Genomic DNA, 25,392 nt, shown 5'->3' with positions numbered 1-25,392 from the left:
ACCAACCTCAAGGCTGCCAAAGACAAAAACGCCGACGTACGCGTGCAATTGCAGGCCGACAACGGCGTGAACTACGGTGAAGTGGCCAGGGCCATGGCCTCGATCGAACGGGCGGGGATTACCAAATTGTCGGTAGTGACCGCCAAGTGAACTGGGCCAATGGTCCTGTGTGTGTGGGCGCCGAACGCTGTGGTGCCCGATTCACTGTGACTGCAAAGTGCGCCCTGAAAGCCGTCGCAGAATACGTTGCCCGTACAGATCAACAGCCAGTCCCAACACAATAAGCACGACGGCGACAACTTTGTTGAGTGACAGGTTCTCATCGAAAAAACGATGGCAGAACCAATGAGTTCTGGTGGATAGCATGAAAGTCGGTGACGGCCTGGCCGATCACCGATCGGCCAGCTCACGGACTTCACTGTTGCTGGAGCAACACCGGGTTAGCAGCTTTCATTAAAAACAAACAGTTACGAGAAGTTTGTGCTGCCGCCAGGCGCGTTTTAGCGGCTTTTGCCGAGTGGCATAAAGCCTGCAATCACTGCTGATGAACCAATGCTGACGTTGCGATCTTTCGTCGGGCGTTACAGCGATTTGTCAGGAGTCATCGTGTCCACAGCCATTTCACCTCAACCCCGAAACGTCCCTCAGGCGGTAGAGCAGGGCGCGAGCATCGTCGGCGGCTGCTGCGGCATCGGTCCCGAGCACATCGCCCGGCTACACCGTGACCTTCTACCAGCCGCCAACGCCACTCTGTCGCAAGGCAACGGATGACATGAATTTCGATGTTGATTTCGCCTTGTCCACGCTACCAGCGTTCCTCGTTGCAGTCGGCGTCACGCTGCAGGTTGGTCTGATCGCGATCGCCACCTCGCTGTGCGTGGCGCTGATCAACGCAGCGATTGCGACGTTTCGCGTTCCGTTCCTGCAACCGCTGGTGCGTGTCTACGTAGAGCTGGCACGCAACACGCCGCTGTTGATTCAGCTGTTTTTCATCTACTTCGCGCTGCCTGTGCTGGGCATCAGGATCTCCGGGTTCGCATCGGCGATTATCGCCATGACCTTTCTAGGCGGCGCGTACCTGACCGAGATCCTGCGTGCCGGAATCGAGGCCGTGCCCAAGTCGCAGATCGAGTCGGGGCTGTCGATTGGCTTGTCGCGCTGGCAGCTGCTGCGTCACGTGATCCTGCCTCAGGCCGGGATTCTCAGCCTGCCGGCGCTGTTCGCCAACTTCGTGTTCCTGCTCAAGGAAACCACGATTGTATCGGCTGTGGCGGTGCCGGAAATTCTCTACACCACCAAGAGTTACATCGCTCTGTATTACAAGACCTACGAGATGCTCACGGTCATGACGGCGCTGTGCATCCTGCTGTTCGTGCCTCTGTCGTTGCTGCTGCGGGTTGTGGAAAGGAGGCTCCAGCATGGCCAGTTCGGGTCTTGAGTTGTTATGGGTGTCGGCGCCGCAACTGGCGCAGGGCATCGGTCGCACGTTAGGCATTTCCTTGCTGGCGATTGCATTCAGCAGCGTCGGCGGTCTGATCTACGGCGTGTTGCGCAATCTTGGGATTCGCTGGATCGATTGGGTGCTGCTCGTGTACCTGGAGTTGTTCAGGGCGATCCCGGTGCTGGTCTGGCTGTACCTGTTCTTTTTCGGTCTGCCGATTTTCTTCGGCTGGAGCATTCCGGGTTTCTGGTGCGCGGTGCTGGTGCTGTCGCTGTGGGGCGCCAGCGAAACCGGCGAAGTCGTGCGCGGCGCTTTGCGTTCGATACCCCGTGGCCAGCGCGAGGCGGGTCTTTCAATCGGTCTGGGGCTGGTGCAGCTCTACAGTCGCGTATTGCTGCCCCAGGCGTTGCGGCGGATGACACCGCCCATGATCAACGTCTTCACCCGGCTGATCAAAACCAGCTCGCTGGCGGTGCTGATCGGCGTGGTCGACGTGATCAAGATCGGCCAGCAAATCATCGAACGGACCTACGAGTCGGTATTGATCTACGGCTTCCTTTTTGTGTTTTTCTTTCTTGCCTGCTACCCGCTGTCGGCGGCGTCGCGGGTGCTTGAGCGGCGTTGGAATCATTCATGAGCGCATTGATAGAACTGTCCGGTTTCAGCAAGAGCTTCGGCTCGGTCCCGGTCTTGCAGGACGTCGACCTGAGTGTCCGCGAGGGCGAAGTGGTGGTTATTCTTGGCCCCAGCGGCTGCGGCAAGAGTACCTTGCTGCGCTGCCTCAACGGGCTGGAGCTGGGGCAGGCCGGGCATTACCGTTTTGCCGGTCGCGAGCTGCCGGCCAATGCCGACTGGCGCCTGATTCGCCAGCAGATCGGAATGGTCTTTCAGAGCTATCACCTGTTCCCGCACATGACCGTGCTGGACAACATTCTGCTGGGGCCAGTGAGCGTGCAGAAGCGCTCCCGCGCCGACGCACTGTTGCAGGCCGAAGCGCTGCTGACGCGGGTCGGCCTGCTGGACAAACGCGACGCGTATCCCCGCGAACTCTCCGGCGGCCAGCAGCAACGCATCGCCATTGTTCGTTCGTTATGTATGAACCCCAAAGTCATGCTGTTCGACGAAGTCACTGCCGCCCTTGACCCGGAAATGGTCAAGGAGGTGCTGGAAGTCATTCTGGATCTGGCGCGCAGTGGCATGACCCTCTTGATCGTTACCCACGAAATGGCCTTTGCCCGAGCGGTGGCTGATCGAATCCTGTTCATGGACGGCGGCCGAATCGCCGAACAGAGCGACCCTGAAACATTCTTCAGCTCCCCGCAGACCGCACGCGCGCTGCAGTTCCTGGAGAAGTTCTCCTACGTAGAAAACATGCCAAAAAGGAAAGCATCGTGACGTTTAAATCTGCCCTCGTTCTACCTCTGCTTGCCCTCGGATTGCTGGCCGGCACTGCCGCCGCCCATGCCGAAGGCTACCTGGACAAAATCAAGGCCCGTGACAAGCTGATCGTCGGGGTCTTCAGCGATAAGCCTCCGTTTGGTTTCGTCAATGAAAAAGGTGACTACGTCGGCTTCGACACTGACCTGGCTCGTCGTTTCGCCAAGGACCTGCTGGGCGACGAGAAGAAAATCGAGTTCGTCGTTGTCGAACCGGCAAGCCGCATCCCGTTCCTGCAAAGCGACAAGGTCGACCTGATCCTGGCCAACATGACCGTGACCCCGGAGCGTGCTCAGGTGGTCGACTTCACTCACCCGAACCTGCGCGTCGCCGTGCAGGCGCTGGTGCCTGAAAAGAGCGACGTGAAAAGCCTCGACGACCTGGCGAAAAAAACCACCATCGTCACCACCGGCACTACCGCTGATATCTGGCTGACCAAGAATCACCCGGACTGGAAGCTGCTCAAGTTCGAGAAGAACTCCGAGTCGCTCCAAGCCCTGGCCAACGGTCGTGGCGATGCCTACGCCCAAGACAACCTAGTGCTGTTCAGCTGGGCGAAACAGAACCCGGGCTATCGCGTGCTGGCGCAGAAACTGGGCGACGAAGCGCCGATTGCCCCGGCGGTGAAGAAAGGCAACACTGAACTGCGTGACTGGGTGAACACCGAGCTGGAGACCCTAGGTCAGGAGAAATACCTGCTCAAGCTCTACGACCAGTACGTGCGTAGCCAACTGGCTGAAGGCACCGATCCTGCGGCAGTGATTGTTGAGGGTGGCGCCTGGAAGCCGTAATCGGTTTTAGCGTTTGATCCCGTCCCAGGACGCGTGACAAAACGGCCTGTCGGTAATGGCGCTTTCAACGGCGCCATTGTCGGCAGGCCGTTTTCATGACGGCTTGTCCGGAGCGCGCCACGCATCGCGACAACATTTCCATTCAGGCATCTTCGGTTCAGATAGCCGTATCCTGCTTCCTGTGTTTGAAACGATGACTGCATCGCTTGCACCAGAAGGGAGTCAAGGCGCTTGCTTGGGCGTATTGAACGCGGCGGGAGAACTGGGAGGCAGTGCGGGGTACTACGTCGGAAGCTGGCTGGTGTTAAATCCAAGTCCTGTTGAGACTTGGTTGTCTTTCGGGGCAATAGGTCTGCTTGGATTAATGCTTTCTTTCTACTGCGCTCGCACGGCGTTTTGGATGCCCGAACGATTCTTGCAGAAAGTCGGGGTGGGAGTTAAATCAAGGGTCTCAACGGGGCGATTCCGTTTTTACCGAATATCTCGACCGAAGGACACGACATTCATGGAAATTACCTGTTCGCCAATCAACTGGCGTTTGAACAATCGCCGATTCACGGTAGCGGGCAACACCCACGGTCTATCCGGCGCCGGTACCGTCTTCCATTACCATGTCGAGGGTGATGCCGTTTGGGGCACTTACCAAGGCGGCCGCATCCGCATGGGTCATCAAGTCGGACGTGTAACAGGGCCCGATACCATCGAGCTTCTTTATCACTGCTTAACCACGGACGGTCAGATTCTTGCGGGCTGGTCTCGCGGTACGGTAGGTATGGACCCCGACGGACGTACTACTTTGAGCTTTGTATAGGGTTGGTTGTCCGGCGCATCTGGAGGCGGGGAGTCGAGCTACGTCGAGCTGATCGTCTAGCCGGTCGGATCCACAGTCCAAGGCAGCTGTCCACAACAGGCAGTTATTGGCCAATAGCCGCATGTGATAAGGAATACTCACCTGAGTCAGAGGCCTAGGATGTGATTGGCGGCTTTTCGCTGATGTCTTGATCGCATGAATCGGGTGTCTTGTCTGCGTCAAGTTGCGATAAAAGCTGGGTCGCTTTGCTGCTGAGTAAAGACCCCGCTTGAAAATAACCCATCACAGTGCCGACACTGCGGTGCTCCGTCATTGCCATGACCTCGCCCAGCGGCACGCCCTGACGCCCGGCTTCGGTGACGAAACCAGAGCGCAAACTATGCGCGGCCCAGTCGCCTTCCAGATCGGCCAGCGCAGCCCTGCGCTGGACGATGCGCGCGACTTGGTCTGCAGATAGTGCTGCGGTCCCAACCTTGTTTCCCTTATACATTCGCCGAAAGAGAGGTCCGTCATCGGCGGGGGCCGCAGCAAGCCATGCCGTCAAAGCCCTTGCCGCAGGACCGCGCAACGGCTTTTCCCGCCGTATGCCAGCGGTGTCAGTTTTGGTCGTGCCCAGCGCATACAACCAGGTGTCGTCATCAAGTTTGCGCACATCCGTTACCTGCAAACCCACTACTTCTGAACGCCTACGGCCACCGCCACTCCACGCCAGCAGCAGCAGGGCACGATCACGCAGGCCTCGTACGCCATCTGTGCAAGTCGCTAACAGCGCCTGCAACGGCTCCAGCACCACAGCGGTCTTCTTTCTGACTTGAACGCCTCGACGACTCTGAGCCTTGCGCGCTTCGCGCAGCAGAGTCTTCACCACATTTGATTCGGTAGGGCTGGGCCACTGATTGACTTGATGCCATTTGCTCAGCACCGCCAACCGATGACTGACTGTATTGAAGGCCAATGCGCCAGTTTTGCTTTTGACCTTGGCATCGACCATTGCAACGTCAATCGTTGGCGGCAGCATGTGGGCCCAACCGCCGTCCTCGAGCGGGCGTGCCAAGTGATCAAGGATGAACTGCATCACCGCAGTATCCGGCAGTGGGCCGTCTCCGAGTGCGGTACTGAAGCGCAAATGCAACCACGCCGACCAATAGGTGAGGGCACTGCGATAGCTGCGCACCGTGTTCGCTGCGGTTCCAGCCGCGACAAATGCATCTGCCGCAGCCTGCGCGCTGCGCGTCAGAAATTGGGGGTCCAGCAGCTTTTCGCCAATGGAAAGATTTTTGTGTGTAATATTTGATACGTTCAACGTATGATATTTCCAGTAACAAGTTTATAGAGTCGGATAAACTTTGATTATCAGACCTAATATAGCCGGAGGTGCAGCATGGCGGTAGGGGTGCCGGAAAACGACGTGTTTGCCGCGGCCGACGCGGTACTGGCCCGTGGCGAACGGCCAACCGTTGAGCGGGTACGGCAGGAATTAGGGCGGGGCAGTCCGGCGCGGGTTGGCAGCCTGCTGGATCAGTGGTGGCAAACGCTGGCTGACCGCTTGCGCGGCGAAACCCGACTGCCGGGACTGCCGGCGGAAGTGGCGCAGGCTTTTGTTTCCGTCTGGCAGCAGGCGACATTTCTGGCGCAGGGAGTGGTCGAGCTATCCTTGGCGGATCAGCGCCAAGTGTTGATCAATGAGCGAGAGCAGTTGGCAGCGAACGAAGCAAAGGTACGCTTGGAGCAGGCGCAGACTCGCCAGCAGATGGCCGAGGCACACGCTGCCCGCCAGGTGGCCGAGATCCGACTCGCCGATCTGGAACACCTGCTAACGCAGCGCCAGGCGCAGCTGGACGACCTGTTAGGCCAGCGGGACGCATTCCGCGCCGAACGTGATACCGCTCGCCGGCAAGTCGATGAGCTGGCGCAACAAAACAGCGTTCTGCAGGAAAAAGCTGAACAGCACCGCGCCGAACAGCAGGACTATTTGCGCAGTGTGGAAGACCGCGCGCATCGTGAGGTGGATCGGGCTCGGGAGGAGGGCAGGGCCACCGTTACCCAGCTCAAACAGCTAAGTAGGCACGCAGAAGTTTTGGAGGCGCGTCTGGCCTCTGCGCTTTCCGAGCTAAGCGATGCACAGCGAGATGCTGCGATCCATCAGGAGCGAGCAGAGCAAAAGGCGCGCAGCATTCAAGAGCTGCAAGCAAACCTAGCGACTCAGTTATCCGCGCTCAGCAATGCGCAGCAGCAGACCGCAGCTAATGCGGCCCGTGCCGAGGCGTTAGGCGAACAAGTCATCCAGCTACAGATGCTGCTCAAGCCCCAGCGAAAGAAGATCGCTTCCAAAAATACTACGAAGAGTCGATCTTGAAATGGCGGTAGCTGATGAGTAACCGTCCGGCCAAGTCACCTACCGAACTCCAGCATTAAGGGCGATGGTGTCCGCGTATTTTAAGCGGACGCGATAGCCCTTATCGCCAGGATTTTCATGCGCCAACGAAGCTCTTACCCCAAACTATTCAAAGCCCAGGTCGTCTAGGAATGCCTGCAACCCGGAGCGACGATTTCTAGCGTAGCCATCCATCACGGCATCAATGCTAACGTGATCCGCAAGTGGCTACCGGCTTACCGGGATCAATCGCCTGCAACCTTGCCGGCATTCGTTCCGGTAAAAACGGTACCAAGCCGAGCATCAGAAGAGATGGTGATCATCTCGCTGCCTCTGGGTGATAAATCCATCACCGTAAAATGGCCAGCCTCGGATCCGGACGGCTGCGCCTGTTTCATTCGTGGCCTGGCCCAATGATTCGCGTCGATGCAATCTGGCTCGCCACCGAGCCTATGGACATGCGCGCCGGCGCTGAGACTGCGTCGGCCAGAGTGGTCGCGGTGTTCGGTTCGGCGAAGCCGCACTGCGCTTACCTCTTTGCCAACCGCCGGGCCAACCGGATGAAAGTCCTGGTGCACGACGGCGTCGGTATCTGGCTGGCGGCGCGGAGGTTGAACCAAGGTAAGTTTCGTTGGCCAGGCCTCCATCGTGGAACGGAGGTCGAACTCGACCCCGAACAACTCCAGGCACTGGTACTTGGATTACCCTGGCAACGAGTCGGTGCGGGCGGCGCAATTACATTGCTTTAAATGCTGCCTTTTAGCTCAAGCAGTCGGGCTGCTTTGGTAAAATCCACCCCCATGACTTCCTTGCCCGATCTCGACCAAATGACCCCCGAACAACTGCGCACACTGGCTGCGCAGTTGATGTCCAAGGTCGACACCCAGAGCCGAAAGATCCATCGTGATGAAACGATCATCGAGCAGCTCACTCACGAAATCGCCATCCTTAAACGCCACAAGTTTGCCAAGCGCAGCGAGCAGATCAGCCCGGCGCAAGGCAGCTTGTTCGATGACCTGCTCAATACCGACCTCGAAGCCATCGAGGCCGAGTTAAAAGCCCTTCATCCCGCTCCCGCACAGGCAGAACCACGCCAGCAACCCAAGCGTGCGCCGTTGCCGCCGCAGTTTCCACGCACTGTGATCCATCACGAGCCGGACAACACTCAGTGCGCTTGCGGCTGCCAGCTTCAGCGCATCGGTGAAGACGTCAGTGAAAAACTGGACTATACGCCGGGCGTGTTCACCGTCGAACAGCATGTGCGTGGGAAATGGGCCTGCCGGCAGTGCGAAACACTGATCCAGGCCCCGGTACCGGCGCAGGTGATCGACAAGGGCATCCCCACTGCCGGCCTGCTGGCGCATGTGATGGTGGCGAAGTTCGCCGACCACCTGCCGCTGTATCGGCAGGAAAAGATCTTCAGCGGTGCCGGTCTGGCCATCCCGCGCTCGACACTGGCGCAGTGGGTGGGTCAAACCGGCGTGCAACTTCAGCCGCTGGTTGATGCGCTGCGCGAAGCGGTGCTGGCCCAGCGCGTCGTTCACGCCGATGAAACGCCGGTACAAATGCTGGCGCCCGGCGAGAAGAAAACCCACCGCGCTTATGTCTGGGCCTACAGCTCAACGCCGTTTTCGGCACTCAAAGCCGTGGTTTACGATTTCAGCCGCAGCCGTGCCGGCGAACATGCGCGTAACTTCCTAGGCGCTTGGAACGGCAAGCTCGTCTGTGATGACTTTGCCGGCTACAAAGCCAGCTTTGAGCTGGGCATCAGCGAGATCGGCTGCATGGCGCACGTTCGGCGCAAGTTCTTCGACCTGCATGTAGCCAATAAAAGCCAGTTGGCGGAGCAGGCGCTCCGCTCGATTGGCGGGCTGTACGAAGTCGAGCGACAGGCCAAGGAAATGAGCGACGAAGACCGTTGGCGATTACGCCAGGAAACAGCTGTACCCATCGCTGAAAAGCTGCATGAGTGGATGCTGGCCCAGCGTGAACTTGTGCCTGAGGGTTCGGCCTCGGCTAAAGCTCTGGATTACAGCCTCAAACGCTGGGTAGCGCTGAGGCGCTACTTGGAAGATGGTGCTGTGCCGATCGACAATAACCAGATCGAGAACTTGATCCGGCCGTGGGCGCTTGGGTGGTCGAACTGGTTGTTTGCAGGGTCGCTGCGCAGCGGCAAGTGGGCGGCGGCGATCATGAGCCTAATCCAGTCGGCGCGCATCAACGGGCATGATCCGTATGCATATCTCAAGGATGTGCTGACTCGGCTGCCGGCGCAACGGGCCAGTGAGATCGAGCAGCTGCTGCCGCATCAGTGGATGCCTGCCTGATCTGTGCAAGGTGCGTTGTCTATTGCTAACTTGGGCATCTAGTCCAGGTTATACCGACTCCTCCCTCAATAAGCATACCTATTTCCATGGTAAATCGCGCTGTGCTGGCGCACGCTGCCAGCCCAACAGGAAGTCTTTCCAATACAGCCACAGCCAGTGCAAGCCTACTGCAATGGATAGGTATGGAACTTCATGCTTCGGTCTAGCCCCGAAAAAGTTGTTACTGAGCGCTACGACTATGAACACCACTACCCCGAGCCAGCACCCAACGCCCGGCTCATTTGTACCGGATCTGAAAAAAAGAAAGAGCCTCCAACCAGACACTAACCCCCAAAGAGCTGCCGCTATCGGTATGAGCACAAGTGGGGCCATGAAAATTATGGGCAATGCGTAGATCGCCGCCAGTGATCCCAAGGCGGCGTTTAAGGTGGCAGGTAAAAGTGCAGTGGCAAAGCCTGCTATCACTAGCACGCTGTGCACTCGCGACTGGTATTTCATCAAATGACTCCCTGTTTGCCCGCTCAAAATTTTAAGCGCTTGCCTAACGTCTCTATGACGATATCGGCACGAAAGCTCGGCGCTTGAAAACAGAACCCTACCAATCCGCAGCCCGCGACAGTTGCTATATTCAATCGGCCGGCGCAAACACGCCCGCCCAGGCGGGCTTTTGCTGCGCGCCGGTCACCCAATCGCTCCCGGCGTCCGGCAAACAGATCAGCACCGTGCGGCTTCGTTGGCGTATGGAAATCCCGACGTGAATGGCTATCGCGTCCACTTGAAAATACGTGGACGTGATAGCGCATGATGCTGGAGTTCGGTAGGTGGCTTGGCCGGACGCTTACACTGATGATAGCCAGCAAGCGACATTCTATCTAGGGTAACCGAGCAGATGACGCGGGGACCTCAACGACCGTTGAAATGCTGCGCTCTTACTCGCGATGGAGGCTCGCCAAATCTGCGCTTGAAGCGAGTATCTGCATGGCGATTTCTGAGGAAAACCTTAATGTTAAGATCGTCTGCGGCTTGCCACGGACGATCCGGCGATCTTCCGCGCCATGTCAAATCTTATGATCGTCGACCCATGCGATGCGCTGGACATCAAACAGGCCGTGCCCGCCATCACTGCTCACCAGTGGCGGTTTATATGCGCTTGCTGCGCGGTAACGTGCCGCTGGTGCTGAACTAGTACGGTTACAAATTCGATATCGGCAAGGCCAAGACCCTGGGCGCCGGCAAGGACGTGCTGATCATTTCCATACGCCTGATGACCATGCGTCGCTGGAAGCAGCCGCTCAGTTGCAGTAAGACGGCGTCGATGTAGCTGTGCTGCACGTACCAACCATCAACCTGCTGGACGAGCAGACGATTCTAGCCGAGGCTCGCAAGTCTGGACGCCTAGTTGTCACCGCTGAAAACCATTCGATCGTCGGCGGGTTGGGCGAGGCGGTGGCTGGCCTGCTAGTGCGTAACTCCGACGTTCCGGCAAGTCGCGTTGCCAGATGCATTCCTCTACGCGGGTGCGTTGCTAACATTGCGTGATCGCTACGGCATTTCCACAAATGCTGTTTGCGCCCATATCGAAGCATGGTTGTGGTCTGTTACAGGTTCGTAGAGCTACCAAACCTTGGTAGTTCTACGCTCTCCGACTATTGCATTGCTGACTCGCGTACACGAAATCAATCTTTGGCCAAACTTGGTCTGCAAATACTTGAACTACCAAATTTCGGCCCACTCACCGCTGCATTTCTCTTTCAGCCTCGCACTGCTCTGCATGCCAGTTTTGCCATACAGATAGCTCACTTTTGAACGTCTCTGCGCACACAAATCTTGGCCGTACCTTATGCACGTCACACGGGACGCGGGCGAAAATGTAGCGATCAGCGTGCTCGATGATAATTTTCTGAATTAAGCGGGCCGTCTTGATGTACAGGGTGGTACCACGTAGCCTAACCTTGGTTTCGATGCATGTGTAGAGCAGATGTTTCGGGCTTAGTGGGATGAGTATGTCTCCATTTTTGACACCCCACCCGCCGCCAAAGTCGTGCTTCTGAGCACTGTGAAAATTGAGACGTATGAGGGGATTGTCGGATGTAGGCCACGACATGCCATTGGGGGCGTGCAGGATGGTCCACTTTTGGCGGGGCAGCCTACCGAGCGTTTCAGTGAGCAGACTCCTCATCTGCCAGAGCCACAGCCGTGGCCCCACAACGGTTTCAGCCCTTACCAGGCCGCATCCGCCTGGTAGCTCTTCAATAAAAACTTTGAAAAGGGACGACGCGGCGCTTTCTATCACAGGCGTTGGAAGATGTTCATTTCTCTGACAGGCCTGCTCCATCTTGAAGACTGAGTTCTGCATGGTTTCATCCATCAACGCTCTCAGTGATTCATTTTGGCGACGTATGAAGTCCCGCAGGCTGGCCGGAGTACGAACATCTAGGGCAACCGCGAACTGCACCAAGCGTCTCCAATGCTCAGGCGACATCCGGTCCTCTTCAACAACCCTCCGGATCGCTTCCTCGGCAGGGCTTTCAAACTCACTGTCGAGCCAACGCTCAAACTCGTCTGTTTCTTCTTGCCCCGACAGATACGTATACAAATGCTGGTGGAAAGCGATTCCTCTGAGGGACTGCTTTTTCCACAACGGTATATTCTCGCTCGGGACCAGTAGTTTGTAAGTGAAAATCTGGCCGTTGTCGGCCCACTGCTTCAAGTACAGCTTGGGCACATAGTGATTGTCTTTGCGCAGTTGCTGCATCGGTACCTTGTCCATTGTGACGAAGCAGGCAGCTTCAACAAAGCGTGCTCATCTAGGGCATGAGAGGGTAGGTCGTTAGCGGGTAAGCTATGAATGTTCTTGTCAGGAGGGAACAGCTGCACATTCAGGATATGCCAACTGATGTCCATTTAGTCACGAGAAGACAGTGTAATGGCCACACTTGCTGCACTGCACAGTCCAACCGGAAATGACAGGCATCGTGACGGATTGAATTCTAGACTCTTCGACGTCGTCGCTGGGGGAGGGGCACGAGTACTGCTCAAGACTGAACGGGGTGCGATTGCACTGAGTGTTTCCGCACGTGACCGTGTCCGGGCGTCTGGCTTTGCATGTCATGAATGCTCAATCCATAGAGGTGAGGGCTGGTCTATCTGTGTGGAATAATACCAGCGATCAGGCCTCCTGAGATTAGAACCACTAGGTCGGATGCCTCAACCACGCTATTTAGTTGCCTAAAAAGATAGGAAGTGAGCACCATCAGTGTACCGCCCGAGCAGCGGAAATCGATTATGGCTGTTGATACTGACCAGTTGGATGACCTCGTGGATCAGTGCCTGGATCGGGAGCGGCTGGCTTCACATGAGTAAAAGGAGGAAGGCAGTCTTAAGATCCGTCTGGCGAACACACTTCCGGAATTCCCAGTCTAAGACCTATGGTGTCCACCTAAATTGGGTGGACGTATGCCCTTGACGTCTAGAAGCAAGATGCTAGCGTCATACTGTCTAACTCATAGAGGCCACAGCGCCTGATTTCTAATATCCAGGATGATCGACGGAGATATGAACATGACGCAGATTCCAGCCAGACTCGACAGCACCACACTTGACGTTTTCGTTGAAACTGACGGACCAAATGGGCGAGAGTACGTCCGGCCCGTCGCCACTACAGTTATAGATAACAGCACAAGAACAATTATCAGTTTCCACCTAAGCGTGACCAAGCCAAACGATCAACAGCAAGGTCTCAAAAGATAACCCTGTTTCATAAATACCGTGCATTGTCGTGCAACGCAATCCACGGATGTATGACTTTTTCAACGCCAGCCTCGCACGTGGGAACATGAGAAAACAGTTTCTGGCATTCTTCCAGTGCTTGGTTTTTTAAGCAGCCAGTGCATACCGCTCGCCCGGCAGCGATCATCCATCGTGCGTTCCATTTTTCGATCCGTCATTCATTGACTATGTTCCGCTTCCTACGTGTGCTGCTTGGAGAGTCGACGATATCGCTAACGCAGCCGCATTGAAACACTCGAAAAGATACCTTTGTTTGACGGCATTCCTGATGTACTGCTCCCGCAGGAGACATCGCTCTAAACCCAGCACTTAACAACATCCGCTATCGGCCAATTAGTGCGAGTGGCGTAGGATATCGTCTGAACACCTAAGCCGAGAACGGAGCTAGCATCTGATGAGTGAGTCAATGCAAACAACAGTGGTTTGCCAAGATCCAGGGGATGGCAGCGGTGACGCCATCATTGATCTCCATCCGGACGTCCTAAGAACAATGAACATCAGTCTCGGTGATTCGTTGAGCATTGAGCTCGCCGACGGAGCTATGGTCCTTAAGCCAACCCGTGAGGTTGATGCGAAGTCCTGAGGCTGGTTTTGGCGATATCTGCCTGTGGCCAATGGCAGGTTTGGGTTGATTTCTGCCGACCAGGGCGAACCCATGCGGTGGTCATATTCTATGCAAACAACTGGTCAAGTCGAGTGCAAAGGGGTTGTAAAGTCCATGCAATTACGCAGGCCGTCTTTTGATTGAGCTGAGCGTTATGTCAGCATCTCACCCAAGCGTCGGAACCAGCCGCGAACTTTTTCGACTGGACCTCGCTCACCTAGCATCGCCGCGGTCATGCGAGGGAAGGCCAGTTGAGCAAGCTTCCTTTTTGCATTCGAATCTTTTAGAGGCTTGCCATTAACGGAGTGAGCGGCGAACGCCTCCCAAAAAACCTTCGGTGTGGCTTTTCCCCCCGCGGGATGATCAGTGACCTCGATATCGAAGCCAAAACGCCAGCGAAATAGCGTCTTTGTGTAGGTAGCTTTCTGTAGTGGTCAACAGTTCCCGGACACACAATCGAGTTTTTCTTCCGCAACAGCCAGTAGCACGCGGCCGTTGTGCTGATGCGTCGTTGTGCCAGCCCCCCCAGCTCCGCTGAAAGGCACCCGAACCCGCTGATAGGGAATGGTCTATCCCCCAGAATGCCAAAGGCCCAGCAGATGACGGGCCTCAGGTGCTTGCCGCAATGTGCGCGTGGGTTCCGCTAGCGTGATTAGGATTTCTCCAAGAACGCCCGTCGAATGCCGGTTGTGTTTTCCTCCAGGAGCATCAGTCTCATCATCTTCTCACCCCAGTGAATCCCCGCCGCCTTGTACCGAATGATCGCAATCGTCAGGGAGAGCAAATAGATCTGAGGGGTAATCACCACGAACCACGCGAACACCTGGCCCATATTCAGGTGGACGGTCGGGATCAACGATGAGAACTGCAGTGGAACGAACTGGGATGGATGCAGCGCCATGAGCATCTGGACAACCGCCATGCTCGGCACTGCAAGAATCAACGGCTTTATGAACGAACCGGTAGTCCAGTTCCACAGCCTCGGCGAAAGCAGAGGGAGGGTGAAACGGTTGAACAGCAGGGCGGCAAGCATCCAGCACGCGATAAGCATGTAGTCGATGCCGTACCTGAACCGGTCAAAGAAATACTGTATTGGGCTCATGAATGCGTCCGAAACCCCTTTGGGGTCCACCAGCATCGCAAGAAGCCCAAGACACCACTCTCCCTTGCTGTGCTCGTTGGTTGCGTCCATGTGCAGGATGCTCATCAGCCCGTAGAGGACGAACAGCACCCCGAACAACGAGTTGGCCAACCCAAACACTGCGCTCCAGCGAAACTGCTTGAACGAGGTCAGAATATGAAGCGTTGAGAGGTTGCGGGCCATGGAAAACGCCATGGCATCACTCGAGGTGATGATCCCCTTGCGAACCGGCGAGCATTCATCCAGGCCTTTGCCCTTGGCCTGCTCGCTGACCAGCTCACGCGCGATCTTGCTGCTCGATGCCTGGAACACCTTCTTGAGGTTCTTGTGATCCTTCACGCCCTCCAATGTCTTCTTGAAACCCCCGCTGAGGATATTGTCCAGGAACACAGGGACGAGCGCCGGCCCAATGAACTGGCAGGTGCCGTTCATGCCTTGGAAGCCAACCTGCGCCTGGGCAGCCACGACTTGCCCGGTACCGACGAATACATTCGGGTTCTCATTGGCGCGCTCGTAGCGGTCGACACTGAAGATAGTGCTGCACTCGGGGGCGTTCATCATCTCCGTCAGGGCTGGCGCAAGCCATGGCGCAGTGAGGTTCTTCCAGCCATACGAAACCTTAGTCTGGGCATAGACGTTCAGGTTGTATTGGTAGGTCAGCTGGCACGCGCCCCTGCAGCTGCTGCATTGGACTTCGCCCTGGTGGCATTGCTGGCAGTTCTGCCTGCCTCCGCCGTTGCACCCGTTACAGGTCATGGTGCCTGTCGCATGGCAGCGATAGCAGGGGCTACCTGATTTGCCGGTACCGTAGCACTGGTTGCAGCGGTCGCTCATTCTCGCGCCAGAACCACCGCACCCTACGCAGTAACGACTGTGTGAGGTATTTCCGGTGCCGCTGCAGTTGGTGCAATGCATCCGGCACTGGCCATTACATTCGCGGCAGGTGTGGTACATCGTTCCGTTACAGGTGGAGCAATCATTTTTGCCTGATCCGCCGCAACCTCGGCACTCCTCCACGCTGTAGCAATATGCGTCATCACGAAGGATCAAATGCTTGGAGACGGGGCTGCGGTACAGGTTTGCATTCCCCTTGAGGTGACCTTGCATGAGGTCGCGCGTGTAGGTCGCATCACTGAAAATCTGTTCGTGTCGCTGAGCCAGAACCTCACCAATGTACTCCCGACTGTAAGACGGGCCTGCCGCGTACTGAACCTGACGGCTCACTGGTTCGCTTGTGTAGGAAGCGGTCACCGTATAGGTGATGTCAGCCCTGTGATTCTCGATTTCCTTGACCGCAAATGGGTCTGTGACTGCTACGCCAAAGGCATGCTCCGCTTTTGACTTGAGCGAATGCGCGATGTCGCTTGGTTTGAATCCGTCTATTGCTGCTGCCATTACCGACCCTGGACCTTGGATAGATTTACGTTGTACGTGGCATTCTGCCATCACAACTGATGCTTTGGCACCTAATTAAGCGCCTCCAATCACCTGTGCTAGAGGGCTTGATCCTAGAATCACGCGTGAAAATACCCAGCGATGCCGGGCAGATGTTGGTACTGGTGGGAGGGTGAATTCCCTCAGTTAGGACTCAAACTGAATCCGTTCGCAGGGGGCGAGGGTGGAAATGCGCAGGCGCTCATTGAGCGCAGCAACATCAAGGCTGATTTCGGGCACGTAGGAAGCCTCAGTTTGGAAAGCGTTATGGGGCGGTGTTAGCCAGATACTCCTGCGCTGCGGACATCTCCCCGAGCATACGCATCATCAGTGCAACCATGAGGCCTGTAATGGCGTAAGTGATGAAGGCTCCCGGTCCGGTGGAAGCGATAACAGCGCTGGAGCCCACTAAGAGGCCAGCACCAATGACGCATCAGCGCCAACATCCTGATGTGCCGCGTTATGAGGGCACGCCTCAAACAGGGATTGTGTTCAGTTCTCCTGCCGGTAATCACGATAGTGTGAAAATGCCACGTAGCCCTCGTTGAGAGAGCTGCGTGCGGGGTCGTTCGCTTCGTGGCACAATCGCTCCATAACGCCAGTGACAAGCGCGTCAAAATCGGGATTGCTGGAATATTGTGAGAAATTATCGGCAGCAGCCAGCATGTTTGGATTCACGTATCCGTAAATCCTTCCAGTTCTGGAAAACTTTTTGCCAATGAGATTTACAAAGTCGACACATATTGGAGACGCTAGGTCCCAATCGCTTCCTTTGTTACTATCGTAGAATGATAGGCCACCTAGTTTTTTTTTGAAAAACTTCGCTGCACATGCGTTCAACACAACAAGAGACTTTACTTCAGAGCTTTTATTTTGTGCATCTACATTAGTATCAGGTGTAACTTGTGTTTGATCGTCCATGCCATGCTCGTCCGTTTTGACTATGAATGCTTCTGACGTTAGCTGAGAGTCATTGATGGTAGCACGGTGATTGTACGGGAATGCTATTTCGGTTGATGTTTGATTGGGAAGCCGGTGCATTGAGGTGCGGTAATGAGGGCGCTTTCTTGCGGAGGTTTCGCGCAGACTGTTCACTCAGCACATCAATCTGGAGCCACACAAGTGGCGATCCCCTGCAAGACTATTGAGATGGCAACCAAGGTGGCCGCCCACCTTAGAAACGCACCATTGCGTATTTCGTCATTGGTGTTATTCAGTTGATGAAAGCTGATTTCCGCTTCGCTTGGAGTCATAGGCTTACCGTCTCTTTTTTTCTCATATATCTCTTTCAAAAAATCGATCGGTAGTTTTTCCTCAGCTTGGCTGATGGCCAGCGCTTTCAGATCTATGCGTGTTGCGAGCCACAGGGCAAGGAGCTGAAAAACGTACGATGCAAGATTCAGGATTTTGACACTAGTCATTTTGTCACTCGACTTGAATGGTCGAACATAATGCCTTACGACACCTAGGGCTCAAAATTCAGTAATGTGATTTCCACTTATTGAACCGCCCCCAATTTCATGGGGGCTGACTGACCGCTTCTGGCCGATAGCTGCCTGTCAGTGCACCTTGGCGGTGACGGAGTTGATCTTCCCGATTCTGCAGTAGCTGTGGTCGACATCTGCACAACGCAATCAAGCCATTGTGGATAACACCAGTCCTGACCGCTTCCATCCGGAGCGGTCGGTCGACTAGTCAGAATGGAACCGTTGGCGGCAGTACTTTTTTCGGGACTTGCTATGGGAGCGTTATGATGGAGGTCCACAATTTAAAGATGCTTTTACCATCGACTACTTTCAGGACCTTTGCTGCTCATTAAGCGCAGTTTCTGACTTGTGCGTGGTTGAGCCCGTCATCCCGACTCAGCGTTCTCCACCGATTGTGTTTGCCGGCGGAACCGCGGCGAAATCGTGGGCATGACCGCGTCGTCGCTTAGTCATCTCCGTATGTTTTTAAGAGGCACAATTGTTCAGATGACCGCGCTGAATATCCAGCGCGATACCATTAAAGATAAACCGCGAAGCTACCGACCGTTGCCTCGCGATCTACCGCCAAGTCATGTGCCACTTGCTGCGCCATCGGATCCGGGTAGAGCGTATCGAGATCCATCTGTATGCCGTCGACGATGGCTTGCGCAATGTCCTTGGGATCAGCTTTCGGACCGGGGAAATTTCGGCTCATCTGTGTATCGATAACGCCCGGCATCACTGCCATCACTTGCACAGCAGAGCTGGACAGCTCTGCTCGCAGGCTTTCGGTCAGCCGCAATCCTGCTGCTTTGGACGCGCAGAGCGACCCCATGGCGGGCAGGGCGACCCTTGCCAAAATAGACAGCACATTAACCACCGCGCCCTGACGCTCGCGTAGCAGGGCTGCGTATGCACGACACATGTGCAATGTGCCGAAATAGTTGACAGCCATCTCCGCTTGCGCGGCATCGATATCGGTAGCGTCAAGCATGCGCTGTTGTCGATTCAGCCCGGCGTTGTTGATGAGCACATCAATATTGTCTGCCTGTTTTCGCACGCGGGCGATCTGCGAGTGATCCGTAACGTCCAGCGCTATCGGCTGGACTCTCACATCATGGAAGTCGAGCGCTTCGGGATTGCGACAAGCCGCATAGACCTTGTCGACACCCGCAGCCAGCAGCGCCTGAATCAACGCTTGGCCCAAGCCGCCATTGGCCCCGGTCAACAGCACCGTCTTGTTGGTTAGTTGCATAGTCACCTCAGGATTTAAACAACTATCGAATAAGCTTACAGGCCCTCGCTGTTTTTCCAGCGAGCCATCAGCTCGTTAGATGGCAAGGTTTCGTCCAGCAACTTGCGTGCAGTCTTCGCACCGGCTACCGGCAAGCCTTCCGGGTCCAGCAGCCCGATCTGTACCAGCACACTGGCCTGGTCCCAGTAGATGTGCTCGTGATAGAGCTTGTCGCCACGGAAGCTGATCACCCCGAGCATCGGGATCTCAACGTATTTACCCGTTGGGGCTACGCCAGGAAGCATCCAGTCGATCTCGGTTGTGTGGGTGAAGCACATGATGAATTCATCGACCAGTTGCAAGGCGCCAACCGTGCGCGAGATCGGGATCATTTTGGTGTCGGGCGGGTTCACGTGCACAAAGTGGTGCTGGTAAAAACGACTCAACTCCTTGCTGCCAACTCCACCAGTCAAGGTCGGGATATGGTTGACGTAAGGCTCCTTGACCATTGTCGCCATCGTGGCAGGCACATCGCGGGTGCCGAACTCGTACAGACAGTGCTCTTCCCATAGAGCAGAGAGGTTAAAGTCCGGGCCAATGTATTTCTTCAGTGCAGCAATAGTGCGACCGTGGGCCATCATTGCTGACGGCTTGTGGAAGTGGTCGCTTCCAATGCGGGCAAAGGCATGGTCGGCATCAGCATAGGTATAAAGCTCGACGCCTTTGATCCCACCCAAAGCGGCACTGATGCGTGCGCGAGTATCGGCATCGCAGTAGCTGTCCTGTTCGGCGAAATGCAGTATCAGACCGCCATTAATTTTGTCGGCTTCGTCCAGGAAGGCGTCGATACCCATGCCGTAGTAGCCTACCGAACAGGCTGCATCTGTTCGGGTAGCTGTCAGGTATGCGAGCTTGCCGCCCATGCAGTACCCGACGTAGCCCACGGCTGGAGTAGAAACGAATTCGAGATCGCGTAGCAGGTTGATACTCGCAGCGATGTCATCTACAGCCTTGTCCAGGTCAAGCCCCGTGAACAGACCCAACGCTTTCTCGAAATCACCCGGCGTATAGCCCAGTTCGATATCCGGTTGTTGGCGCCAAAACAGATCAGGTACCAGGGTTACATAGCCTTCTTCGGCATACATGTCGGCAGTGGCGCGCATGTTGTCGTTGATGCCGAAAATCTCCTGACCGATGACCAGGCCAGGTCCCTTGCCACCCGAAGGAAGGGCCAGATAACCCTTGAAGCTGCCCGCGCCATCGCGCGATTTGATCTGTACGTAATGTCCCATTGGATCGATCCTTTAAAGTCGCGAAAATCGGTTGGAGGTACGCACGAGTCTGGCCGACTCAGGAATTGCTCTCGGTAAACTTTTCGAAATACAGACGCGTGTCCGCCAGGCCCTGTGCCTGCAGCCAGGTCTTGATCGACTCCACCATTGGCGGTGGGCCGCACAGGTAAAGGTCGAAAGGCTGGTCGGTCAAACCTGAGGTGTCCAGGTGTTCGGCGATAAAGCCTCGTTTGCCGACCCAGTCCGGTTGCGGCTCACTTACCACCGGCTCGAATGTGAAGCCAGGGATGCGATGAGCGTAGCTCTCGATACGCGCCAGCTCACATAAGTCGCTGGCGTCCCGTACTCCGTAATAGAGGTGCACCGGCTGGCCGCAACCGCCACGCTCAGCAATCTGGTCGAGCATGCCCAGGAACGCCGAAAGCCCGGTACCGCCGGCAACCATCACTAGCGGTCGGTCGATATGCCGCAGGTAAAAGGTGCCCAGTGGGGCTTCGAATTCGATCAGATCACCGACCTGGCAGCGCTCGCGCACGTAGTCGGTCATCACGCCCTGAGGCAGCAGGCGCACCAGAAACTGCAAGGCGTTGCTACCGGGCGAATTAGCGAAGGAGTAGGAGCGGCTTTGATCAGTCCCAGGCACATGCAAGCGCGCATATTGGCCAGGCAAATACTCTAAAACACCTTCGCCTTCGCCTTCGCCTTCGCGCTTCAAATGAAGAATGGCGGTGGTGTCGGAAGGTCGCGCGATATAAGTCACCCGTGCCCGGTGTGTATTGGTGCCCGCTTTGCTACACAACGTCGAGTCATAGTCGAAGTAGAACGCGGCGTCTGACAGCAAACGGGTCTGGCAGGTCAACACCTTGCGCTGCGCAAGATCATTGGCCGACAACGCTTCGTCGTCGACATAATCTTGCGAGTAATGCCCCGAGTCGCAACGGCCTTGGCAGGTCGCACACACACCTTCACGGCAATCGAGGGGAATGTTGATACCGCTGCGCAATGCCGCGTCCAGCAGCAGCTCGTTCTTCTGCACAGTGCAAAACAGGGTCTTGCCGTCGGCGAAACTAAGGGCGGCTTTGTACGTCATGGTCGGCATCCACGGGATTACAGGTGATAGAAATCGAGTACGGAATTGATCGTGTCGTTGAGGAGCACCACGTGCTTGCGGCTGACCAACCAGCTGTCACCGGAAGGCCTCAGCTTGTAAGTCGCAAAGCCGAAGAACTGTTCGCTGATTTGCAGGCGGTGGTACAAGGTGTTCCAGTTGACGGTTGCTTGCAGGTCACCGCCTGGGAGTGCCTGCAGACGCACATTGTTGATGAGGTGCACGGTGCGTGGCAGTGGTGTTGCAGACGCTGCTTTGCCGGTGCGCAGGCGGAACACGCGATCCTCCAGACCGCCACGGTTTGGGTAGTAGATCAGCGACATGCTGGTCTTTGGATCCGTGGTGTAGACGTGCTCCGAGTCCCACTGCGGCAAGTGGAACTCGCTGTCTTCACTGAACAGGCTTAGATAGGCGTCCCAGTCCTTGTTGTCGCAGTGTGCACTCAGTTGGTAGAAGAACTGTTCGACGCGATATTGCAGTTCGTGATTCACGGTCACACCTCCTTGAGCTTGAGGGATTGCTCTTCGGCCGCCTTGCGGGCCAAGCCTTCGAGCAGGAAGCGTTGCCAGTTGCCATGCTGGTTGACGTAAAGTCCTTCGTGAGTGAACTCAGTGCCTGTAAGCACCGGAGCGATTCCAATGGCTTCGCTGTTGGCTGTCGCGCCTTCTACCCACTTGCCTTCGCCGCGGGAGATATCACTCCAGCGCTCCAGGCGTGCCTGGAAGCCACGCTGCGCTTCACGAAATTCCACTAGGTCATCCGGAGTGCCAAGGCCGGAGACGTTGAAGAAATCTTCGAACTGGCGAATGCGGTTTTCGCGGTCTGAATCCGACTCCCCGACCACGCCAAGGCAGAAGCTGTTGATCTCGGTCTTGTTCCAGGCAATCGGGCGGATGATGCGCAACTGCGAACTGATTTGATCGAGGAAGAACATGCTCGGGTAAATGTTCAGGTTGCGCAGGCGGTGCATCATCCACTCAGCCTTGCTTTGCCCGTGCTCGGTCATCAAGCGCGGCATGATGGTCGCGTAGCCTGGGCGCACCGACGGATTGGGCATGTCGCTGAACAGCAGGCTGTGGCCATTTTTGAAAGAGAACCAGCCATCGTCGGTTTCCTTGTCGCCGGCACCGAGCTTGCTGTAGTCCAGGGTGTCGCCGCTGGCGAGGCCTTTTTCGCTGTTCACTTGCTGACGATGCTGCACAGTCGCTACGTAGTTGTAATGCACGGTGCTGACGTGATACCCGTCCAGCCCGTTTTCGTTTTGCAGCTTCCAGTTGCCGTCATAGGTGTAGGCGGATTTTCCTGGAAGGACTTCGAGCTGACCGGTCGGCGACTGCGCAACCATCATGTCGAAGAACACCTTGGCGTCGCCCAGGTACTCTTCAAGACTGTCGGTGCCGTGCACATCGAGGCTGATATAAACAAAACCCTTGTAGCTTTCGATGCGGGCTTTCTTCAGGCCGCGGGTGGTTTTGTCGAACCCTTCAGAATATTCACCCGGCGCTTTAACCTTCACCAAGCGTCCATCGCTTTTGTAGCACCAGGCATGGAACGGGCAGGTGAACGTCGACTGGTTGCCTTTGCCAATACGTGTCAACGTGGTGCCGCGGTGCTGGCAGGCGTTGATCAGGGCGTTGAGTTTGCCTTCGCCGTCACGGGTAATGATCATCGGCTGGCGGCCGGCGCGCATCGTCAAGAAGTCGTGGTTGTTCGGGATCTGGCTTTCGTGGCAGGCGAAGATCCAGTTCTTTTCGAAGATGAGTTCCATCTCCAGGTCGAACAGGTCGGGCTCGGTGAACATCGCCCGATCGATACGGTAGATGCCTTCAGCGGGACGAAAGTCCAGGCAGCCTTCGACGAAGTGCTGCCATTGGGCAGTGGATTTCTGGGTCATGACGAGGACCTCTGGGCTAACTACGGTTCAGGGGTTTAAGCACGAGCCCACTGCGCCGCAATAGCTGATCCGTGCGCCGAATCAACCGATTGCGTAGTGCTGTGGGGTGGGCAAGTGATTGTCGAGATTCAGGCTGTCTCAGAGGGCATTGAAAAAGACTTCGAGTCGGTCCATTGCGATGCTCAGTTCGTCGTAGTCGACCGAACCGAAGCACACTCGCAGGAAGCCTTCACCCGCCTGGCCGTAGAAGCTGCCAGCTTCGACCACTACCTTGGCCTCTTGCAGAATGCGATCGGCCAGGACTTGCGATTCGATGCCGGTGCCGCGTACGTCGGGGAACAGATAGATGGTTGCCTGCGCCTGTGGACATACCACGCCCGGCATGCGGTTCAGGCGTTCGACCACCATGTCTCGCTTACGCTGGTCATCGGCAACCATGGCCAGCATCGGTTCCTGAGGGCCGGTCACTGCTGCCAACGCACCGTGCTGGATAAACGTGTTGACGTGGGTCACGTCGCTGGAAAGGACCTTGGCCATGGCTGCGATGATCTCGGGCGAGGCAGTCATGTAGCCCAGGCGCCAGCCGTCCATCGCGTAGGCCTTGGTGAAGGCGTACATGGAGATAGTGCGCTCAGCCATGCCCGCCAATGCGGCGATGCTGATGTGTTCGGCACCATCGTAGGTAATGAACTCATAGACCTCATCGGCGTAAATGAGCAAGTCATGTTTGATGGCCAGATCGGCCAGCCCCTGAAGCTCTGCCAGCGTATGAACGCGGCCGGTCGGGTTGCACGGATTGACGATAACGATGCCGCGGGTGCGATCGGTAATGTGCGGTTCGATCCAGTCGGCGCGAATTGCAAAGCCGTTGGCGGCATCCATTGGCACCTTGACTACCTTGCCGCCTGCCAGCTCGATTTTGCCGTTGTGCTGAGGGTAAAACGGATCGAGCACGATCACTTCGTCGCCCGGGTTGATGGTGGCGAAGAATGCCGCGTTGGACGCTTGTGTCAGGCCGTTGGTAATCAGGATCTGTTCTGGGGCAACCTTCAGCGCGTTGAACTCGGCCAGCTTGCTCGCCAGAGCGGCTCGCAGCTTGCCGTTGCCACGCATGTCGCTGTAGTGCACGTCGCCTGCCAGCAGTGCGTCGATGACTGCCTGTTTGATGTGTTCAGGAGTGTCGTGGCAGGGCATGCCCAACTCCAGGTGAATGAGCGCGTCAAAATCCGGGTGGCTAAGCGCCTTCTCGAACATCCCGTAACTCTTCTTCGAGGTGCTGGTAATGCGGTCTGCTATGAAACTCATAATTCATCGCCTAGAGATTTGATCAAATGATATCTTGATAAAGTCAGGCGAGTTTCGATCCGTCCGTAAAGATTGTCAAGACTGAAAATAATTTGATCAAAAATAAAAAAGGCCGCTAGCTTGCGCTGGCGGCCTGGCGAAATTGCCTAGGTGAGAATTGGGTCAGGCGGTAGAGGCCAGCTTGCGCTCGGCCAGAATGTGATGCAGAAAATCAAACGCATTGCGAATGTCCTGCTCCATCGCCGCCCTTGCAGCCGCGACGTCACCTCGCTCGAAAGCGTCGACCACCACATGGTGAAGATTGGTACCTGCCGTGTGATACGGCGCCTGACCATTGCGCTCGACTTCCTCGGTGATAACCCGCATATACGGACCACATTGCAACCATACCGATTCGATCAACTGCGGTAGTACCGATGAGCGCGAGGCTCTGTAAATCAGGAAGTGAAACTCCTGGTTTTTTTCAAGGCTCGCATGGATGCCGTCATGCTCGATGGCTAGCTCATGCTCGGAAATCAATCGCTTTATTTTGCGAAGCGTCGTCTCGTCCATATTCTCGCAGGCCTTGGCGGTCGCCAGTCCCTCGAGATTCAGACGTGCTTCACAGAGGTCGCGCAATCGCTCGTCACTGACTTCCGGCACCTGAATGGTGCCGTTAGCGAGCGCTATCAAGCCGTTTTCTGCAACCAGTTGGCGCAGTGCCTCACGCACGGGCATGGCGCTGGAGCCAAAACCCTCGGCCAGCGCTGCAACAGTGATTTGCGCTCCAGGCTCAAATCGCCCCTGCATCAGCGACATGCGAAGCTGCGCATAGATGGAGTCCTGCATAGTGGCTCGCTTGACCACACGCTTGACGTGCATTTCCGCCATTAACTGTCTCCCTGATCGAACGATCAATTTGCCGGCGAGCATAGCAGAACTGCCCGCACTGGGAATTCGTAATC

The 25,392-nt window shown here is 56.2% G+C and carries 24 protein-coding genes and 2 pseudogenes; 12 read left to right on the top strand and 14 right to left on the bottom strand.

Annotation, left to right across the window (positions count from 1 at the left end):
- The 7 genes and pseudogenes from ACWKWM_RS04595 to ACWKWM_RS04565 all read left to right on the top strand — a co-directional run.
- Nucleotides 1–150: ExbD/TolR family protein (locus ACWKWM_RS04595; protein WP_483844995.1), on the top strand; the 150-nt coding region annotated here is incomplete at its 5' end.
- 501 nt (nt 151–651) lie between these two features.
- Nucleotides 652–771, top strand: a pseudogene (locus ACWKWM_RS04590) (homocysteine S-methyltransferase family protein); the annotation flags it as partial.
- Nucleotide 772: 1 nt separating this feature from the next.
- Nucleotides 773–1,438 (top strand): amino acid ABC transporter permease, encoded by a 666-nt coding sequence (locus ACWKWM_RS04585; RefSeq protein ID WP_483844969.1) that lies wholly within the window; start codon nt 773–775, stop codon nt 1,436–1,438.
- Nucleotides 1,419–2,078 (top strand): amino acid ABC transporter permease, encoded by a 660-nt coding sequence (locus ACWKWM_RS04580; RefSeq protein WP_349797238.1) that lies wholly within the window; start codon nt 1,419–1,421, stop codon nt 2,076–2,078. The genes ACWKWM_RS04585 and ACWKWM_RS04580 overlap by 20 nt, the downstream gene beginning before the upstream one ends.
- On the top strand, nt 2,075–2,836 hold the full coding sequence (locus ACWKWM_RS04575; RefSeq protein ID WP_483844968.1) for an amino acid ABC transporter ATP-binding protein: 762 nt from the start codon (nt 2,075–2,077) through the stop codon (nt 2,834–2,836). Before ACWKWM_RS04580 ends, ACWKWM_RS04575 begins: the two co-directional genes overlap by 4 nt.
- A complete protein-coding gene (locus ACWKWM_RS04570; protein WP_483844967.1) occupies nt 2,833–3,669 on the top strand; it encodes a transporter substrate-binding domain-containing protein in 837 nt (278 codons plus the stop codon). Before ACWKWM_RS04575 ends, ACWKWM_RS04570 begins: the two co-directional genes overlap by 4 nt.
- A 505-nt stretch (nt 3,670–4,174) precedes the next feature.
- Nucleotides 4,175–4,480, top strand: coding sequence for an avidin-fold protein (locus ACWKWM_RS04565; protein ID WP_483844994.1), 306 nt, complete (start codon nt 4,175–4,177; stop codon nt 4,478–4,480).
- Nucleotides 4,481–4,634: 154 nt separating this feature from the next.
- Here ACWKWM_RS04565 and ACWKWM_RS04560 read toward each other — a convergent pair whose 3' ends face one another.
- Nucleotides 4,635–5,783: a site-specific integrase gene (locus ACWKWM_RS04560; RefSeq protein ID WP_483844966.1), complete on the bottom strand. Its 1,149-nt coding sequence runs from the start codon at nt 5,781–5,783 to the stop codon at nt 4,635–4,637.
- Between the two features lie 78 nt (nt 5,784–5,861).
- On the opposite strand from ACWKWM_RS04560, the gene ACWKWM_RS04555 reads away from it, so the two are divergent.
- From ACWKWM_RS04555 to tnpC, 4 genes are all read left to right on the top strand, one after another.
- A complete protein-coding gene (locus tag ACWKWM_RS04555) occupies nt 5,862–6,836 on the top strand; it encodes a DNA-binding protein (RefSeq protein WP_483844965.1) in 975 nt (324 codons plus the stop codon).
- A 174-nt stretch (nt 6,837–7,010) separates the two neighbouring features.
- Nucleotides 7,011–7,271 carry a transposase gene (locus tag ACWKWM_RS04550; RefSeq protein ID WP_483844993.1) on the top strand — a complete coding sequence of 87 codons (261 nt, stop codon included), beginning with the start codon at nt 7,011–7,013 and terminating at the stop codon, nt 7,269–7,271.
- Nucleotides 7,268–7,603: an IS66 family insertion sequence element accessory protein TnpB gene (gene tnpB / locus ACWKWM_RS04545; protein WP_483844964.1), complete on the top strand. Its 336-nt coding sequence runs from the start codon at nt 7,268–7,270 to the stop codon at nt 7,601–7,603. Before ACWKWM_RS04550 ends, tnpB begins: the two co-directional genes overlap by 4 nt.
- Before the next feature lie 51 nt (nt 7,604–7,654).
- The gene (tnpC, locus tag ACWKWM_RS04540; RefSeq protein WP_483844963.1) at nt 7,655–9,181 is read left to right on the top strand and encodes an IS66 family transposase; all 1,527 of its coding nucleotides are present in this window, start codon (nt 7,655–7,657) and stop codon (nt 9,179–9,181) included.
- A 628-nt stretch (nt 9,182–9,809) separates the two neighbouring features.
- Here tnpC and ACWKWM_RS04535 read toward each other — a convergent pair.
- On the bottom strand, nt 9,810–9,956 hold the full coding sequence (locus ACWKWM_RS04535; protein WP_483844962.1) for a hypothetical protein: 147 nt from the start codon (nt 9,954–9,956) through the stop codon (nt 9,810–9,812).
- Nucleotides 9,957–10,153: 197 nt separating this feature from the next.
- Between ACWKWM_RS04535 and ACWKWM_RS04530 the strand changes: the two are divergent.
- Nucleotides 10,154–10,793 (top strand): annotated as a pseudogene (locus tag ACWKWM_RS04530) (transketolase family protein); the annotation flags it as partial.
- 120 nt (nt 10,794–10,913) lie between these two features.
- Here the strand turns inward: ACWKWM_RS04530 and ACWKWM_RS04525 are convergent.
- The 12 genes from ACWKWM_RS04525 to ACWKWM_RS04470 all read right to left on the bottom strand — a co-directional run bounded on the left by ACWKWM_RS04525 (nt 10,914) and on the right by ACWKWM_RS04470 (nt 25,318).
- Nucleotides 10,914–11,936, bottom strand: a complete 1,023-nt coding sequence (locus ACWKWM_RS04525) for a DUF4238 domain-containing protein (RefSeq protein ID WP_483844961.1) — start codon at nt 11,934–11,936, stop codon at nt 10,914–10,916.
- Nucleotides 11,937–14,226: 2,290 nt separating this feature from the next.
- Nucleotides 14,227–16,110, bottom strand: coding sequence for a DnaJ-like cysteine-rich domain-containing protein (locus tag ACWKWM_RS04520; RefSeq protein WP_483844960.1), 1,884 nt, complete (start codon nt 16,108–16,110; stop codon nt 14,227–14,229).
- Nucleotides 16,111–16,414: 304 nt separating this feature from the next.
- Complete coding sequence (locus ACWKWM_RS04515; RefSeq protein ID WP_483844959.1) at nt 16,415–16,558, bottom strand: hypothetical protein; 144 nt, start codon at nt 16,556–16,558, stop codon at nt 16,415–16,417.
- Nucleotides 16,559–16,641: 83 nt separating this feature from the next.
- Nucleotides 16,642–17,244: a hypothetical protein gene (locus ACWKWM_RS04510; protein ID WP_483844958.1), complete on the bottom strand. Its 603-nt coding sequence runs from the start codon at nt 17,242–17,244 to the stop codon at nt 16,642–16,644.
- An 8-nt stretch (nt 17,245–17,252) separates the two neighbouring features.
- The gene (locus ACWKWM_RS04505) at nt 17,253–17,570 is read right to left on the bottom strand and encodes a hypothetical protein (protein WP_483844957.1); all 318 of its coding nucleotides are present in this window, start codon (nt 17,568–17,570) and stop codon (nt 17,253–17,255) included.
- 583 nt (nt 17,571–18,153) lie between these two features.
- On the bottom strand, nt 18,154–18,870 hold the full coding sequence (locus tag ACWKWM_RS04500; RefSeq protein ID WP_483844956.1) for an SDR family NAD(P)-dependent oxidoreductase: 717 nt from the start codon (nt 18,868–18,870) through the stop codon (nt 18,154–18,156).
- A 35-nt stretch (nt 18,871–18,905) separates the two neighbouring features.
- Nucleotides 18,906–20,141, bottom strand: coding sequence for a dienelactone hydrolase family protein (locus tag ACWKWM_RS04495; protein WP_483844955.1), 1,236 nt, complete (start codon nt 20,139–20,141; stop codon nt 18,906–18,908).
- A 58-nt stretch (nt 20,142–20,199) separates the two neighbouring features.
- Nucleotides 20,200–21,231 (bottom strand): anthranilate 1,2-dioxygenase electron transfer component AntC, encoded by a 1,032-nt coding sequence (gene antC / locus ACWKWM_RS04490; RefSeq protein WP_483844954.1) that lies wholly within the window; start codon nt 21,229–21,231, stop codon nt 20,200–20,202.
- A gap of 17 nt (nt 21,232–21,248) precedes the next feature.
- Nucleotides 21,249–21,740, bottom strand: coding sequence for an anthranilate 1,2-dioxygenase small subunit (gene antB, locus ACWKWM_RS04485; RefSeq protein ID WP_483844953.1), 492 nt, complete (start codon nt 21,738–21,740; stop codon nt 21,249–21,251).
- Between the two features lie 2 nt (nt 21,741–21,742).
- Nucleotides 21,743–23,143: an anthranilate 1,2-dioxygenase large subunit gene (antA, locus tag ACWKWM_RS04480; RefSeq protein ID WP_483844952.1), complete on the bottom strand. Its 1,401-nt coding sequence runs from the start codon at nt 23,141–23,143 to the stop codon at nt 21,743–21,745.
- Between the two features lie 138 nt (nt 23,144–23,281).
- Nucleotides 23,282–24,448 carry a pyridoxal phosphate-dependent aminotransferase gene (locus tag ACWKWM_RS04475; RefSeq protein WP_483844951.1) on the bottom strand — a complete coding sequence of 389 codons (1,167 nt, stop codon included), beginning with the start codon at nt 24,446–24,448 and terminating at the stop codon, nt 23,282–23,284.
- Between the two features lie 162 nt (nt 24,449–24,610).
- Complete coding sequence (locus ACWKWM_RS04470; RefSeq protein WP_483844950.1) at nt 24,611–25,318, bottom strand: GntR family transcriptional regulator; 708 nt, start codon at nt 25,316–25,318, stop codon at nt 24,611–24,613.
- Nucleotides 25,319–25,392: the final 74 nt, after the last annotated feature.

Source organism: Pseudomonas rosaeacicularis, assembly GCF_057128745.1.
This window is presented reverse-complemented; position numbering and strand designations above follow the sequence as displayed.